At 68.8% G+C, this 14,874-nt stretch carries 12 protein-coding genes; 7 read left to right on the top strand and 5 right to left on the bottom strand.

All coding sequences use genetic code 11. The features are described 5' to 3' along the window. Positions 1 to 5: 5 nt before the first annotated feature. From mtsD to FJV41_RS08440, 3 genes are read left to right on the top strand one after another with little or no spacing between them, the layout of a single operon-like run. Positions 6 to 1,994: a cell-cell cohesion protein MtsD gene (mtsD, locus tag FJV41_RS08450; RefSeq protein WP_141641913.1), complete on the top strand. Its 1,989-nt coding sequence runs from the start codon at positions 6 to 8 to the stop codon at positions 1,992 to 1,994. Then, complete coding sequence (locus FJV41_RS08445) at positions 1,991 to 3,739, top strand: vWA domain-containing protein (protein ID WP_141641912.1); 1,749 nt, start codon at positions 1,991 to 1,993, stop codon at positions 3,737 to 3,739. Before mtsD ends, FJV41_RS08445 begins: the two co-directional genes overlap by 4 nt. A 14-nt stretch (positions 3,740 to 3,753) precedes the next feature. Next, the gene (locus FJV41_RS08440; protein ID WP_181790487.1) at positions 3,754 to 6,159 is read left to right on the top strand and encodes a hypothetical protein; all 2,406 of its coding nucleotides are present in this window, start codon (positions 3,754 to 3,756) and stop codon (positions 6,157 to 6,159) included. A gap of 334 nt (positions 6,160 to 6,493) precedes the next feature. Here the strand turns inward: FJV41_RS08440 and FJV41_RS08435 are convergent, their stop codons facing one another. Then, positions 6,494 to 6,931 carry a hypothetical protein gene (locus FJV41_RS08435; RefSeq protein WP_141641910.1) on the bottom strand — a complete coding sequence of 146 codons (438 nt, stop codon included), beginning with the start codon at positions 6,929 to 6,931 and terminating at the stop codon, positions 6,494 to 6,496. Between the two features lie 48 nt (positions 6,932 to 6,979). On the opposite strand from FJV41_RS08435, the gene FJV41_RS08430 reads away from it, so the two are divergent. Beyond that, positions 6,980 to 7,468 carry a hypothetical protein gene (locus tag FJV41_RS08430; RefSeq protein WP_246137092.1) on the top strand — a complete coding sequence of 163 codons (489 nt, stop codon included), beginning with the start codon at positions 6,980 to 6,982 and terminating at the stop codon, positions 7,466 to 7,468. Here FJV41_RS08430 and FJV41_RS08425 read toward each other — a convergent pair. Further along, entirely contained in the window at positions 7,465 to 9,135 is a 1,671-nt protein-coding gene (locus FJV41_RS08425) for a GMC family oxidoreductase (protein WP_141641908.1), read from the bottom strand. The genes FJV41_RS08430 and FJV41_RS08425 overlap by 4 nt on opposite strands. Continuing rightward, positions 9,132 to 9,839 (bottom strand): gluconate 2-dehydrogenase subunit 3 family protein, encoded by a 708-nt coding sequence (locus FJV41_RS08420; RefSeq protein ID WP_246137091.1) that lies wholly within the window; start codon positions 9,837 to 9,839, stop codon positions 9,132 to 9,134. The genes FJV41_RS08425 and FJV41_RS08420 overlap by 4 nt, the downstream gene beginning before the upstream one ends. A gap of 81 nt (positions 9,840 to 9,920) precedes the next feature. Between FJV41_RS08420 and FJV41_RS08415 the strand changes: the two genes are divergently transcribed. Both FJV41_RS08415 and FJV41_RS08410 read left to right on the top strand, forming a co-directional pair. Continuing rightward, on the top strand, positions 9,921 to 11,285 hold the full coding sequence (locus FJV41_RS08415) for a hypothetical protein (RefSeq protein WP_141641907.1): 1,365 nt from the start codon (positions 9,921 to 9,923) through the stop codon (positions 11,283 to 11,285). Further along, positions 11,282 to 11,836: a hypothetical protein gene (locus FJV41_RS08410; protein ID WP_141641906.1), complete on the top strand. Its 555-nt coding sequence runs from the start codon at positions 11,282 to 11,284 to the stop codon at positions 11,834 to 11,836. Before FJV41_RS08415 ends, FJV41_RS08410 begins: the two co-directional genes overlap by 4 nt. Positions 11,837 to 11,902: 66 nt before the next feature. On the opposite strand, the gene FJV41_RS08405 is transcribed toward FJV41_RS08410, so the two are convergent. Next, positions 11,903 to 12,547 (bottom strand): DUF3332 domain-containing protein, encoded by a 645-nt coding sequence (locus FJV41_RS08405; RefSeq protein WP_141641957.1) that lies wholly within the window; start codon positions 12,545 to 12,547, stop codon positions 11,903 to 11,905. Positions 12,548 to 12,685: 138 nt separating this feature from the next. Between FJV41_RS08405 and FJV41_RS08400 the strand changes: the two genes are divergently transcribed. Next, the gene (locus tag FJV41_RS08400) at positions 12,686 to 13,519 is read left to right on the top strand and encodes a M15 family metallopeptidase (RefSeq protein WP_246137090.1); all 834 of its coding nucleotides are present in this window, start codon (positions 12,686 to 12,688) and stop codon (positions 13,517 to 13,519) included. Positions 13,520 to 13,522: 3 nt separating this feature from the next. Here FJV41_RS08400 and FJV41_RS08395 read toward each other — a convergent pair. Then, a partial coding sequence (locus tag FJV41_RS08395) for a sigma 54-interacting transcriptional regulator (protein WP_246137089.1) occupies positions 13,523 to 14,874 on the bottom strand: 1,352 nt, incomplete at its 5' end.

Genomic DNA, 14,874 nt, shown 5'->3' with positions numbered 1-14,874 from the left:
TCCCCATGCGCCGCCTTCTTCGTTTCCCGCTCTTCGCGGCGGGCCTCCTGGCCACGGGACTGCTGTCCTGTACCGACTCGATGCTCGAGCCTCGAACGGAACAGCAGTCCCATGTCGATGACAGGGTGATGCTCCAGGGGCGCGTCTGCACGCGCCCGCCCAACCCCGCCGGCTTCCCCGTGAAGGTGGTGGTCGTCATCGACGAGTCGGGCAGCATGTGCATCTCCGACCCTCCTGGCGCGCAGCTGGACAGCGGCTTCTGTCAGCAGGCCGAGGTGCAGGCCATCATCCCGCCCGGCGTCACCGAGCCCGCGCGCGTGCGCGCCCTCAAGCGACTGGTCGCGCAGTTCCGGCAGGTGAACGCGGCGGGCGGCAACGTGCAGGTGTCCGTCGCCCCGTTCGAGACCAACGTCCGCAACGTCTGGCCCCCGGCGACGACGGGCGACCGCTTCGCCCGGCCGGACACCAACATCGACACCTATATCGACGGCCTGCAGAGCCAGCTGGGCAAGGGCACCGACTACCAGGGCGCCCTGTCGTACGCCTACAGCCTCATCGCCAGCGACATCAACGCCGTCGCGCTGTCCAATCCGGAAGTCCTGCCGCGCACCCGCTACGTCGTCGTCTTCCTCACCGACGGCACGCCGTACCCGCGCTGCTCCGCCACCGACAACCTCAGCGTCTACGCCAGCCCGGACAGCCCGGACCTGACGTGGGCGGACTCCCTCATCAGCTTCTGCAACGCCACCAGCACGACGGACCGGATTGACGGCTTCGAGATTGGGACGGACCGCAACCAGAACTACCAGCTCTTCAGCTACGTGCGCCGGCTGATGGAGTTGAAGGACCAGTACAACGTGGGCGACGTGCGCATGCACACGGTGCTGCTGTTCAACCAGGAGGCCGTGCGCGCCTGCGGCACCATCTGCGAGCAGATCTACGGCGTCTACCCGGGCGTGGCGCCGGCCGAGTACCCGGCGGCGGCGAAGAAGATCGCCGCCTGGCTGCTGACGCGCTTCGCGGAGATGGGCAACGGCGTGTACCAGGAGTTCAACGACACCGCTGAAATCTCCAACCTGGGCCTGGGCGCGCTGGACTACTCGTCCTTCGCCTCGCGCAACGTGATGAAGACGTTGCTGGTGGAGCCGCTCAGCTCCGGCCCGGGGCTGGAGGCGCGCATCGTGGACAGCGACGGCGACGGCGTGCCGGACGACGTGGACAACTCCTTCACGCTGAAGACCAACCCGTTCAACGCCGACAGTGACCGGGACTGCCTGAACGACGGCTTCGAGCAGCGCCGCGAGGACCAGGGCTTCAAGGCGGCCAATGATTTGGACGCGCGCGGGTGTGACCCGGACTCTCCGCTGACGCCGCGCTGCACCTGCCGCGACACGGACGGAGATGGCTTGTCGCAGTTCGCGGAGTCGTACCTGCGCACGCGGGAGACCATCGTCGACAGCGACGGCGACGGCATTCCGGACAGCCTCGAGGCGCGCTGGGGGCTCGACCCGATGGAGCCCAGCGTCGCGGGCCTGGACACGGACGGTGACGGCCTGCCGGACGAGGTGGAGCTGCGCGCGGGCACGGACCCCACGCGTCGGGACAGGGCCTTCTTCGAGAAGAACGGCTTCCAGTATGAGACGCGCATCGCGGAGGTGCTGTCCAACGGGAGCGTCTGCTACGACTACACCGTCTCCAATCTCCAGATGGTGACGACGCCGGACCGGGTGGGCGCCAAGCAGGGCTTCAACCTCTTCAAGCTGTGGTTCGCGGAGGCCCCCGAGAGCGGCGTGGCCACCGACTACGGCGTCTGGCGCTCGGCCTGTGCCTGGTCCCAGTACGCGCCGCCGAGCGTGCGCGTGCCGGTGGGCCCGGAGCTGACGCTGACGAATGACAACTTCATGATTCCCACGGACCTGAGCAATCCCTGGGAGAACCAGGGGCGGTGTGTGGGCACGACGCCGGCGGGTCAGCAGGGAGGAGTCAACCCGTGAGTGTGGCTGGACGTATCCTGGCGGGCCTGATTGTCGCGCTCGTGCTGGTGGTGGCCTGTTCCGATTCGTATCTGTATGACCCGCGCCGGGACGTGGATGTCCCCGTGGACCGGGCCATCTCGATGCAGGGCCGCTTCTGCACCGTCGGCTCCAACGAGGTGGTGCGCCCCATCAAGCTCATCATCGCCATGGACGCCTCGCAGTCCATGCGCGTCAGCGACCCGGATGGCACGCGCGCCACCGCGCTGGTGGAGCTGATTGAAAACCTGCCCAAGGACCCGGAGGTCTACCTGGCGGTGGTGGTCTTCGCCGGCAGCACCACGGCGTTCCTCACCCAGGCGCCGGGCAACCCCCCTCAGGACGGCTTCATGCAGGTGTCCAGCATGGACGACGCCCGGATGCGCCAGCTCACCGAGCAACTGCTGACCTTCCGCAACCCGGACAACTCACCGAACCGGGACTCGACGGACTTCGTCAAGCCGCTGTCGGACATCTACTCGCTCATCAACACGGACATCGCGCGCAGCCGGCTGGAGCCAGGTGGGGCGCAGGCGCTTGCGCAGGCGCGCTACTCGCTCGTCTTCCTGTCGGACGGCAAGCCCACCCTGGACCAGGACGACGAGCTGCTCCAGGGTGACGCGGTGGTGCGCATCCGTCAGCTCCGGGACCTGGTGGAGGACGTGCGCGTCAACACCGTGCACGTCTTCAATCCCACGCAACCGGTGTCGTCGGTGTGTGACTTGTCGGGCGACGGCGGCTGCCCGCTGCTCATCATCAATCAGAACGCGGACCGGCTGGATAAGATGGCGGCGCTGGGCGGCGGCAACTTCCGCGACTTCCGCAACAACGAGCCCATCAACTTCCTGGACTTCTCCTTCGGGCAGGTGCGGCGCACCTTCATCGTGAAGGAAGTGATTGCGACCAACTTCTCCGCGCCGCCGGGCAGTCCGTTGGACGCGGCGGACACGGATGGAGACGGTCTGTCGGACGCGCGCGAGGCGGAGGTGGGCTCGAACCCCAACCTCATGGACACCGACGGTGACGGCTTCAGCGACGGCGTGGAGGTGTACTTCCGCGACCGAGGCGTGGACTTCGACCCCATCCAGGTGGCGGACCCGGACGGTGGCGGCCTGGACAAGGGCTGTCCTCCGCTCTTGCGCGCCTCGGACACCGACTGTGACGGGCTGCTGGACTGCGACGAGCAGTTCATCGGCACCAACGCGACGTTGGCCGACAGCGACCGCGACGGCGTGCCGGATGGCATCGAATGGCGCGGCGGCACCCAGGGCGCGAGCAATGATTTGGACGAGGACCCGGACAACGACGGGCTCACGAGCCGCGCGGAGCTGCGCCTGCACACCCGCCCGCTGGAGGTGGACACCGCCCACCTGGCGGCGGAGGGCTACCGCTACTCGTTCGAGGCGGACGGTCCGCCGGATGAGCTGGGCCGTCAATGCTACACGCTGAACGTGGGCAACGTGCTCCTGGCGCCCACCGTGGCCGCCGCGGATGACGCGGGCGTCGTCACGCGCGGCGCGGGCTTCAACAACGTGGCGTTGTCCGTGGCGATGGTGCCCGCGGACGACCCGACCGCGCGCACCCAGGTGCGCACCTTCCGCGTGGACTCCGTTCGCTACCCGGTGGGCGGCATCAAGTCCCCCGCCGACGGCATCATCCGCGTAGCCCCCGAGGACTTCGTCGACGGCTGCCCCGGCCGCGCCGACGTCTTGCCTCCGACGCCGTGAGAATCGACGCTCCCATGAAGACCCAAGTCCGACTGTTGTCGCTCGCGCTGCTCGCCCTCACCGCCTGCTCCTCCGGGGGCGATGACAAGGACGACGCGGGCACCCCCCAGGTGCAGGACCTCTGCAACAGCCGGGAAGAGGCGCTGACGCTGGCCGAGTGCGAGCTCAAGCCTGGTGAGCCGCTGGAGCGCCTGCTCGTCAAGGAAGGGGCGACGCGCGAAGGCGACCAGGACTGGTACCGCATCGTCCTGCCCGCCAACACGAGCGCGCGCACGCTGCTCAACCTCAACGGGCTCTACGTGGCCTCCAGCACCGCGGTGCAACTGTCCATCAGCGTGCTGGAGACGCTGCCTGACGGGTCGGAAGGCTCGCTGGCGAAGAAGGACGACAAGCATGGCCAGGGCGCGCCGAAGCCGGTGGACATGGTGGTGCCGCTGCGCGAGGACTTGAAGGGCAAGACGCTGCTGGTGCTGGTGCAGGACGCGCCGGACGTCCCGACGCAGCCCAAGTTCGACGCGCGCAATCCCTACCGGCTGACGCTGCAAATCACCGAGAACCCGGATACGCACGAACCCAACGATGCTGTCACCTCGCCCACGGTGCTGCCGCTGCAGCCGCAGGGGGCCAACGGGCAGGTGGGCACGATTGCCGGCTTCCTGGCCACGGACAACGACGTGGACCGCTACACCTTCGACCTGCCGGTGGGGAAGGTGGCGTACGTGAGCGTGACGGCGCCGGACCAGGGCTTCGTGCCCAACTGGCGGCTGTCCTACAAACTCCTGCGCCCTGGCTTCCTCGTGAAGGAGGAGAAGGAGGCCGAAGGCCAGGTGCTGCCGCAGGTGCGCCCGGGCGTGCTGGCGACGGCGCGCAAGGTGAAGGCGGAGCACGCGGGCAAGTGGATGCTGGTGGTGCGCGGCTACCGCGGCATCAGCGACCGGGACACGTCACAGGGTGATGTGCGCCAGGGGTACGACGTGGAAATCCGCGTCCTGGACGAGGCGGACCCCCAGGACCAGACGCAGCTCGGCAACGACAAGGTTGGCGACGCGCTGCTGTGGGACCTGGCCTCACCGTCACCCGCGTCGTCGAAGGCCTTCACCGGACGCATCGGCTACATCGGCGACCAGGACTGGTACGGGGTGCGCCTGCCGGCCTCCACCGTGCCCACGCGGCTGCGCTACCGCGTGGTGCCGCTGGCGACCGGGGGCCGCTTCCCCGCGCTGCCGGACACGCCGGACCGCCAGGTGCTCGTGTTCACCCTGGTGTCGAAGGGGGTGAACGTGGATGAGTGGCGGACCGCATGCACCAATGACGCGACGGCGTGCCCCAAGGGCTACGGAGAGAATCCGGACATCGTCGCGCTGGTGCAGGGGTACTGCCAGCGCACGGACCTGCCGGCGCCCATGTGCCTGCACTCGCTGCGCGAGGAGACGTCGAACAACCCGCGCTTCACCAACCTGAGCAACTTCGAGGGCGTCATCCCGGTGCCCCCGCGCGCGGCCTCGGAGCTGTACTACTTCAACGTCCAGGACGACGGCACCAACTGGGCGGATGACAAGGACTACCGGCTGGACGTGACGTGGGAGGCGGAAGACGCGGACGAGGTCAGCCGCTACGGCGGGACGTCGACGGAGTCGGCGGTGTCCAAGCCCCTGGCCTCCACCACGGCCTTCCCCGCGCCGCCGGACACGGCGGAGTACACCGTCACCGGCCGGCTGTCGCATGGCTATGGACGGCTGCGCAACGGCGATGACCGCATCAACGGCCGGGGCGTGCGCGGCCCCATGGACTACGACGCGGTGCCGTCCGACGTGGACTCCTTCATGTTCCAGCTCCCCGCCGTGCCGCCGCCGGAAGACCGCGCGTGGCTGGTGCAGTGGGAGGTGGCGAAGCAGCAGGACGGTGGCTCGGTGCACGGCCTCGCGCTGGACTTGACCTTCTGTGACGGCGACGCCGTGGCGGGCGCCGACGGAGGCACGGTGCCGGACAGTGGCATGGGCGATGGCTGCGTGGCGGTGAGGGCGGGCAGCCGCAACCAGGCGCTGACGCTGGGCTACCGCTCGGACGCGCTGCGGGCGTGGCACACGCCGGCGAATGCTCCGCTGAGCAGCTTCCAGCCGCTGTTCAACCTGGAGGAGCGCCCCGACTCCACCGTCGTCACCCTGGCCCCGTACGCGTGTGGCTGTCTGGAGCCGCGCTTCATTCGTGGCGGGAAGATGCGCGTGGATGTGTCGGCGGCCGAGCGCACGTCCTACGAGCAGGTGGAGTACACGCTGCGCACCGGCTACGGCGACTATCCCCAGTCGTACACGCGGGATGGCGGCGTGACGACGCAGTGCCCGGGGCTGGAAGACGCGGGTACGCCAGACGGTGGCGCTCCCGGGCCGCGCGGGGGCTGTGCCTTCACCCGTCAGCCGTGAGTGGGAGCCGGGCCGGGTGACTCGCTCCCAGCGGAGTCACCTGGTTCGATGCGGTGTCTCGCGATGTGTCTGACCCGGCTTCAACGAGGCGGGGCGGCTGGCGAGGCAGGGTGGATGGAACAAGGGGCGACGAAGCCGTCGCTCATGCGGGGAGACCTGGCTTTCGCGAGGCCATCACCCGGTGTCCGGCGGAATGTGTGTGATTGTCGCGAGGCCTGGCGCGCGGTGTGGGCCAGCGACTTCGCGAGGTGTGCCACGGCGGGCGGGCGAGCGAATGACACCCACCTGGGTGGGGTGGCGGGTGGTGCCCGTCACCCTTCACCCTCGGGGAGGCTCAGGGAGGCGCGATACCCTGTCCGTTGAGGGCGATGACCTTCTCTGGAAGGTTCGCCGCATTGGACTTGATGGTGATGGTGCCCTGGTACACTTGGGCCTCGCGCGGCTTGAACGTCACCTCGATGAAGACGTGCTTCAGCGAGGGCAGCTGCAGGGGCGTGCCGGCCGTGTAGTCATTGGAGACCTTCATCGTGAACACGGACGGAGCGTTGAGGGTGATGTCGGTGATTTCCAGCGTATCCTCCCCCATGTTCGTCACCATGACCGAGTTGAAGCCACTGGTTCCGACGAAGGTGCCCGCGTTGAACTCGCGGTCGAATGCCATCTCGTCGCGGTCCGAGACGAGCTGCGGGGTCTTGGGAAGTTCTTCGGCGCTCTCACCGCAGGCCGCGAGTGAGAAGAAGAGAATAGGGAGCCACGGGGTGTGCAGTCGCATGGACGTTCACTCCTCGCTAGAGGGTCGATGATGATGAATGTTGTAACAGTGTTCTGTCGTAAGGCCCAGAGCGCCGGTGCATTCCTGCTCATGTTGTTGGTGGTGGGTTGTGGCGACACGCGCGACGACTTCATCGGTCCGCGTGTGAAGGATGCGTGTGATGAGACGTGGCCGGTGTGTGGCAGCGTCGCGGGCTGCATTCTCGGAGCGGAAGGCTATGCGGAGGGTCGCTTCCCTGGTCGCAGCAAGTTCATCGTCCAGGTGCCGGAGGCGTCTCACGTCAAGGTGAGCTTCTACCTGGACGAGGTCACCGCCGCGGGAGAGGAGACGGTGGTCATCTTCCACGAGGAGGGGTGCCGGGCCCGCACGCGTCTGGCGGCGGATGGGCGCGCGGTGCTCGACTCGATGGAGAAGTTCAGCGTCTTCACGAAGGAGGCGGACGTCACCGGAGTGGGCGACCACCTCATCGAGTTCGAGTCCGACATGCAGGCGCGCTACGCCGTGAAGGTCGACGTGACGCCCCTGCGCAATCGCTAACCGCCGGAGGCGACGCCTTGCTTCAACGTTCGAACAAGGTGGCTCGCCACCCGGAAGCTGTTGGCGGCGATGGTCAGCGTGGAGGGCACGCTGCCGCCCGTGGGCATGAAGCTGCCGTCCACGACATAGAGATTGGGCACCTCGTGCGCGCGGCAATTCCTGTCCAGCACGGACGTGGCCGCGTCGTCACCGAAGCGGCAGGTGCCGTGCTGGAGGATGGTCGTCTCTCCGGCGGTGGTGGTGCGCTTGAGTTCATCCGGCTCCAGGCGCAGCAGGACTTCTTCACCGCGCTCGACGAGGAAGCGCGTGGCGACCAGGTCCGTGGGGTGTCGCTCCACGGTGATGGCGGCCACGGGGATGCCGTGCTTGTCCTTCACCGCGCTCTCCACGCCCACGTAGCTGCCGGGCGTGGGGAGGAACTCCCCGTAGACCTCGAACAGGAGGATGCGCGAGTCCCGGTAGGCCCGCATCCTGTCCTTCAGCTCCTTGCCGAAGACGGCCGAGGAGCCGCTGCCGGCAAGCCCCGTGGCGGCATGGATGGGATTGGGATGCGCCCACATGAAGCCCATGGTGCCGCCCTTGCGGAAGCCGAAGCGCTCATCCGGCATCAGGTAGAAGTCCTGGATGCTGCGGTTGACGAAGGGGCCCGGGTCCTTGAGCCACGGGCGCTTCTCGGCCTGCTTCGACAGTCGGAACGTCGCCTGGGACTCACCGAACGAGCTGAAGATGAGGTTCTTTCCCACCAGCCCGCTGCCGTTGGCCAGTCCGCTCGCGAAGCGGCTGGACGTGGAGTTGAGCAACAGCCGCGCGCTCTCCACCGCCGTGCACGACACGACGATGACCTTGGCGGGCTGCTCCTGGGTGACGCCGTCCGCGTCCAGGTAGATGACGCTGCGCGCGCGTCCCTTCTTGTCCACCTCCACGGTGCGCGCCATGCAACCGGGCCGCACCTGCACGTTGCCGGTGGCCACGGCGGCGGGGATGAGGCTTGCGTTCGTGCCGCTCTTGGCGCCCATCTCACAGCCGTAGCTGCCACACAGCGCGCAGTACGCGCACGGCGCCCGGCCCTTGTAGGGACGGCTGATGATGCCGCGCGCGGTGGGCAGCGAGTGCCAGCCCATCCCCTTGCACGCCTTGTCGATTTCCCCCGCCACCGGGTGCACGTCCAGGGGCGGCAGCGGGTACGGCGCGCTGCGCGGCTCGGCGAAGGGGTGGGCCACGGCCTGTCCGGACACGCCCAGCTCCTGCTCGGCCTTGTCGTAGAAGGGCGCCAGGTCCTCGTAGGAGATGGGCCAGTCGGCAATCGTGCTGCCGGCCACCGCGCCCAGCGTGCTGCGCAGCCGGAAGTCCACCGGCTTGAGGCGGTAGAAGAAGCCGCTCATGTGCACGGTGCCGCCGCCCACGCAGTTGGCCGTCCACGCCGCGGAGCTGCGCTCGTACTTGCCCTTGGCGCCCTTGCGCAGCAGGTGCGGCTCCTCCCAGGGCAGTGGCATGAAGAAGTTGCGGCGACTGTTGAGGATTTCGTCGTGGACGAAGTCCTGGGGCCGGTAGTGGGGGCCCTTCTCCAGCACCACGACTTTGAAGCCCGCGCGGCCCAGCTCCAGCGCCATGGGCGCGCCGCCCGCGCCGCTGCCGATGATGCAGATGTCGACTTCGGGCAGGCTCACTTGTGAACCCCGCACTCGCGCAGGCACTTCGGTCCGTCGTAGCCCTCGGGCGGCGCCATGGCGATGGTGCCCACGGCGTCGAACCCCATCAGCCTCCAGCCCACCTTGCCCTTGTTTCCCCCGTAGGACGGGTCACCCAGGAAGCCCTCCAACGTCAGCACGGTGAGCAGCTCCAGGAAGTGCGCCTCGCCGCTCTGGGGCGGGCTGTCCTTGAAGAGCGTGAGCAGCTCGTCCTGCTGCGCGGGGGTGATGGCGGAGAAGCCCTTCTGGAACATGCGCTGCGAGCGGCGCTCCAGCGCGGCGAGCCCCTCCAGGAAGTCGTCGCGCATGGGCTTCATCTCGGGTGTCTGGAGGATGCGGTCGATGTAGACAGGCACGTCGGCGTCGAGCGCGCCGGGGTCCTCGTCGCGCGGGAGGATGCGCTCGGTGGCGGCGGTGACGACGGCCAGCTCGAACGAGGAGAAGGTGCGATGGTGTTGCCCACCGGGCGCGGTGCCCAGGGGGCCGGGGTCCGTGGCGGGCTTGGGGGCTTCCTCGGAGGAGCGCTTGCAGGCCAGCGGTCCGAGCAGCACGACGCCGCCGCCCAGGAAGGTCAGCCGCCGGATGAAGGAGCGCCGCGACAGGCGCTGACGAGGGGAACGCGCACGGGGCATAGGTGCGCGAGCGTAACCCAGCGCGAGGCGCTTCGCCGCGTCGGGATGCATGGCTCGCCTGCTTCCTCGGGCGTGGTGGTGACGTAGGATGAAACGACGATGTGCAGGGCCGACAACGCAAGGAGACAGAAGATGAGACGGCATGTCTGGGCACTGGGATTGGCGCTGGCATTGGGATGCGGGAAGGATTCCAATCCGGACAATCCGGACGCGGGGCGCCCGGATGGCGGGCCGGGACCTTCGGATTCACCCTTCACCCGCTTGGAGGTGGACTCGGACCCGAGCGAGTTCAACCCCATCTCCAACATCGCCATGGCCGTCGGTCCCGAGGACCGCATCGGCATGGCGTACTTCGTGAACAACGGGACGACGACGGGCAGCGTGGTGAACTACGACCTGCGCTACCGCGAGTTCAACGCGGGCGTGCTCGGGCCAGCGGAGAAGATTGTCACCGTGCAGCGTGTGTACGGGGTGTCGATCGCCTTCGGTCCGGATGGACAGCCGGCGGTGGCCTACCTGGGTGGCGGCAGCGACGACTCCACGTTCTGGCTCCAGAGTGATGCGGCGGTGTCCTATCGCTCGTCGGCGGGCGCGTGGACGCAGCGGGTCGTCGGCACGCGCTCCAACGCGGCGGCCATCGGCAACCCGCTGAGCGACGTGGGCTTCCTCATCGGGCTCAACCCGTCCATGGTCTTCTCCGGCGGTCAGGCCCTCGTCGCGTATCGCGACGGACACAACGGCAACTTCGGTCGTCAGGACTGGGAGTCGGCGGACCTGGAGCTGGCGAGCGGCGGGCCCGCGAGCTGGACGTTCCGCATGCTGGCCTCGTCGGGCGACACCAAGGCGGGCTACGGCGGCCACATCGGTCTCATCATGGCGGGCGCGCAGCCCGCGGTGGTGCACGACCTGGTGAAGGAAGCCGCGCAGGCGACGGGCGCGGGCATCGTCTTCCAGCGGCGCAACGCGGATGGCGCGGCCTGGACGGCGCCGGTGCTGGTGGCCACGCCGGAGAGCGTGGGCAACACGCAGCTGGGGCCGTCCATCGCGTACGACTCGGTGGCGGGCTTCGGCATCGCCGTGCAGAACCGCGGCTCCTCGCGAGGCGACGTGTTGCAGTACTACGACTGCCCGAGCCCCAGCGCGACGAGCTGCGCGACGACGGGCGAATGGTCGACGCCGGACCCGGTGTTCGGCCGGGGGACGGGCGGCTGGTATCCGTCGCTCGCGTTCGACGCGGCGAACCACGAGCCGCACATCGCCCACTACGTCTGCTCGTCGGAGACGGGCCGCAACGACACGAGCTGCAACCCGAACGAGGACCAGCTCATCATCAGCGCGCGCATCGCGGGCAACTGGCGTGAGACGTTGGTCGACGCCAACGGCGGCTGGTCCCCGAAGCTGGCGTTCCTCTCCACGGGCAAGCGCGTGGTGCTCTACCGCACGCCGGTGGCGGCGCTCACGAAGAAGGGCGTCCTGAACCTCGCGGTGGAGCAATGAGAAGTGCGGTCCGCGCCCTGGCGGCGCTGACACTGGCGGGCATTGCGTCCGGCGCCGGCATGGTGGCGTGCAGCCGTCCGGACAACTCGCTGTCCGGAAGCGTGTCGGAGCTCTTCCCGCTGGAGGTGTCGCGCGTGGAGATTCTCCGCAACGCGGAGGCGCTCCAGGTGAGCTACTTCCGCAACAACGACCTGGACGTGGACCTGGTGGTGCGGCTCACCGTGTCCACGGAAGGGTTGGACCTGCGGCCGGGCGCGAAAATCAACCTGGCGGGCAACACGCCCTCGGGACTGGCGCGAGCCACGGTGGTGCACCTCAACGCGGGCGAGCCGTCGCGCGTCTTCGCGCCGGTGGAGAAGGGGGACTTGCAGTTGGAGTCCGGAGGCAACCCGGGCGAGCAGACGCGCGGGGACTTCTCCATGTCCTTCAAGAAGGGCGACGGCTACGGCGCCGGTCGCAGCCTGGAGGGGACCTTCTCCTCGGAAGCACTGGATGCGGGCTTCGGTCCGGAAGAGGGTGAGCCGCTCGACGGGAGTGTCATCATCCCGTAGCGAAGGCTCGCCGTGAGCCAGCGGTGACGCCCGGACGCTCGGGCGTCACCGCGCTCCAGCAGGGGGCTACGGCGTGGCGCAGGTGTTGAGCGCGAGCCCATTCGACACGGTGGACCGGGCCACGGTGTGCCGGGCGAGCGCCAGCGCGCCACCGTCCTCGTACACGCGCCGGGCGAGCGCCACGGCCTCCGCGCCGTGGACCGTCAGCGTGGCACCCGAGGCGTCGGTCACCGCCACCGCGCCGTCCGCCGCGCCTTCCGCGCGAACGAGCAGCGCGCCCGCGTCGTCGCGCACGGCCATGCCGTTCTCCAGCGGCTCGAAGTAGCGGATGACGGGCTCCTGGCCCGCGCGCTCCAGCTCCAGCTTCATGACGCCGCTCTCCGCGTCGCGCGACATGCGCAGCACGTCCGTGGGGCTCAGGCGGACGACTCGCGTGCCGTCGTCGGTGCCGTCCGCGCTCGACACGGGGTTGTTGCCGCTCCAGAACTCGATGCTGTTGATGATGAGCGCGTCGATGAGCGCGCCAATCTCATAGACGGGGACGATGACGAGCACGAGGAACATCAACCACTGCACGAACTTCTCACCGGAGATGTTCTTGTTGAACTGCCAGATCTTCTGCGTGAGTTTGAAACTGCCGAAGCACCCGGTCGCATGCATGGAGATGAACCCGGCGCACAGCACAGCGAGCCACGGAGACGGACGCTTCATCATGGGCCCTCCTTGGGAGGATGGAAGGACTGCGGAGGCGGACCCACCATGCCACGGTGGATTTTCCCGGCGATACTTCGTTCGCCTCCCAGTCCAATGCTCACCACTCGAACATCCCCCGGGTGCGAGGATGCGCGGGTGACTCCCGTCCACTTCTTCACGCGCGCCTGGGTGCTGTGTCTGCTGTCCCAAGGCGCGCTCGCCGCGACACCGCCCGACGCGGGTCCGTCTGTCGAAGCTCCGCGCGCCGTGCGCGATGCCCCTGGCGCACCTCCATCCGCGCTGGCTTGTCTGGCGAAGTGGTATCCGGTGCTGACGCCGGTGCGCCTCGACGCGGGCTGGGGCTTCACGCTGCCGGATGGACGCGCCCATCCGTTCGACGACGGCCAGCGGAAGTCGTTCCCTCGAAAGCTGGAGGCCCCGGACCTGGAGGACACGCTCTCCATTGCCTATGTCGCGGGCCCCATCGCTCCGGTCACTCGCGAGGACGAGGACCCCGGGCGCATCCGCTTCGAGCCGCTGTTCGAGGCCATGTACGGCGATGCGAAGGAGAAGGTGGACGTGGTGCCGCTCGTGTTCCTCGGTCAGCGGCTCAAGGTGCACCGCAAGGTGGCGCCGGCGTTCCAGCGCGTCGCCGCGCGGCTGGAGGCGCTGGTGGCGAAGGACGCCTCGCTGAAGCCCTTCCTCCAGGGCGTGGGCGGGACGTTCGTCTGGCGCAACATCGCCCACACGACGCGCCGGAGCGCGCACTCCTACGGCGTCTCCATCGACCTGAACACCGCGCGCTCGCACTACTGGGAATGGCAGCGGCCCCGGACGCCGGTGCGCTGGCGCAACGCCGTGCCCCAGGCGCTGGTGGACGCCTTCGAGGCGGAGGGCTTCATCTGGGGCGGTCGCTGGTACCACTACGACACGATGCACTTCGAATACCGGCCGGAGTTGCTCGACGCCGCGTGCGCTCCGGCGCGGTGACGCTCAGTCTCCCTCGCTCTGCACGAGGCCGTACTTGTGCAGCAGGGAGTAGAGGTGCTTGCGGTCCAGCTCGGCATCGCGAGCGGCGCGGGCGATGTTGCCCTTGGCGCGGCCGAGCAGGCGCGTGAGGTACTCGCGCTCGAAGGCGCGGATGAGCTCGTCCTTGCAGACCTTGAAGGGCCCGGTGAACTCGGCGGGGAGGAAGTCGCCCGCGGGGGCGGGGGGCTCGCGGGTGAACTCGCGCAGCAGCGTGTCCCCGGCCAGCTCCGGGATATCCACCATGTGCCGGGCGCGCTCGAGCGCGTTGCGCAGCTCGCGCACGTTGCCCGGCCAGGTGTGCCCGTTGAACTGCTCGCGAATCTTCTCCGGCAGCCGCAGCCACAGCCCCTCGCCGGCGAACGCGTCCACGAGGAGGGGGATGTCCTCCTTGCGGTCTCGCAGGGGCGGCAGGTTGACGGTGAAGACGGAGAGGCGGAAGTAGAGGTCCTCGCGGAAGCGGCCCGCCTGCGTCTCAGACCAGAGGTCCTTCTTGCTGGCCACGACGATGCGCGCGTCGAAGGAGATGGGCGTGGACGCGCCGAGCCTGCGGAACTCGCGGTCCTCAATCGCACGCAAGAGCTTGGGCTGGAGGTCCAGCGCCAGGTCGTCGATTTCGTCGAGGAAGAGGGTGCCGCCGTTGGCGCGCTCCAGGCAACCGATGCGCTGGCTGACGGCGCCGGTGAAGGCGCCCTTCTCGTGGCCGAACAGCTCGCTCTCGATGAGGGAGTCGGAGACGCTGGCGCAATCGAAGACGACGAGCGGCCCGGGTGCGCGCGGGCTGAGCTTGTGGATGGCCTTGGCGGCGGCGCCCTTGCCGGAGCCCGTCTCGCCGACGAGCAGGAGCGTGGAGTCGGTGGGGGCGATGCGCTGGAGCAGCGCGAAGATCTGCCGCATCGGCAGGCTGCGGCCCACCAGGTCTCCCAGCCGGTCCTCCAGCGTGGGCTCCACCTGGACGGGGGCGAGCTGGGGGCTGAAGCGCAGGCGCACGTCGCCCACTTCGAGCAGGGCGCCGGGGCGCAGGTACGCCTCGCGGATTTGGGCGCCGTCGAGGAAGGTGCCGTTGGTGGAGCCCAGGTCCTGGACGAGGAAGCGGTCGCCCTGGCGGCGCACCACCAGGTGATTGCGGCTCACCGTGGGGTGGTCGATGACGACGTCGTTGTCGGGCGCCTTGCCCACGCGAAGCGCTTCGTTGGCGAGCGGGAAGACGGTGCCGGCACGCTCGGTATCCAACAGGACGAGGTGGAACTGTTGCGCGGAGAGTCGCTCACCCTGTGCCCGTGCATTGATGACCGTGTGCGCGGGGATGGGGGCTGGGG

Source organism: Myxococcus llanfairpwllgwyngyllgogerychwyrndrobwllllantysiliogogogochensis (assembly GCF_006636215.1).
GTDB classification, from domain to species: domain Bacteria; phylum Myxococcota; class Myxococcia; order Myxococcales; family Myxococcaceae; genus Myxococcus; species Myxococcus llanfairpwllgwyngyllgogerychwyrndrobwllllantysiliogogogochensis.
The sequence above is the reverse complement of the archived record's forward strand: the minus strand, read 5'-3'. Positions and strand labels throughout refer to the sequence as shown.

Excerpts from the sequence above, each read along its gene's own strand:
- mtsD (WP_141641913.1), top strand. The coding sequence starts at position 6 with ATGCGCCGCCTTCTTCGTTTCCCGCTCTTCGCGGCGGGCCTCCTGGCC.
- FJV41_RS08440 (WP_181790487.1), top strand. The coding sequence starts at position 3,754 with ATGAAGACCCAAGTCCGACTGTTGTCGCTCGCGCTGCTCGCCCTCACC.
- FJV41_RS08435 (WP_141641910.1), bottom strand. The coding sequence starts at position 6,931 with ATGCGACTGCACACCCCGTGGCTCCCTATTCTCTTCTTCTCACTCGCG.
- FJV41_RS08420 (WP_246137091.1), bottom strand. The coding sequence starts at position 9,839 with ATGCATCCCGACGCGGCGAAGCGCCTCGCGCTGGGTTACGCTCGCGCA.
- FJV41_RS08415 (WP_141641907.1), top strand. The coding sequence starts at position 9,921 with ATGAGACGGCATGTCTGGGCACTGGGATTGGCGCTGGCATTGGGATGC.
- FJV41_RS08410 (WP_141641906.1), top strand. The coding sequence starts at position 11,282 with ATGAGAAGTGCGGTCCGCGCCCTGGCGGCGCTGACACTGGCGGGCATT.
- FJV41_RS08405 (WP_141641957.1), bottom strand. The coding sequence starts at position 12,547 with ATGAAGCGTCCGTCTCCGTGGCTCGCTGTGCTGTGCGCCGGGTTCATC.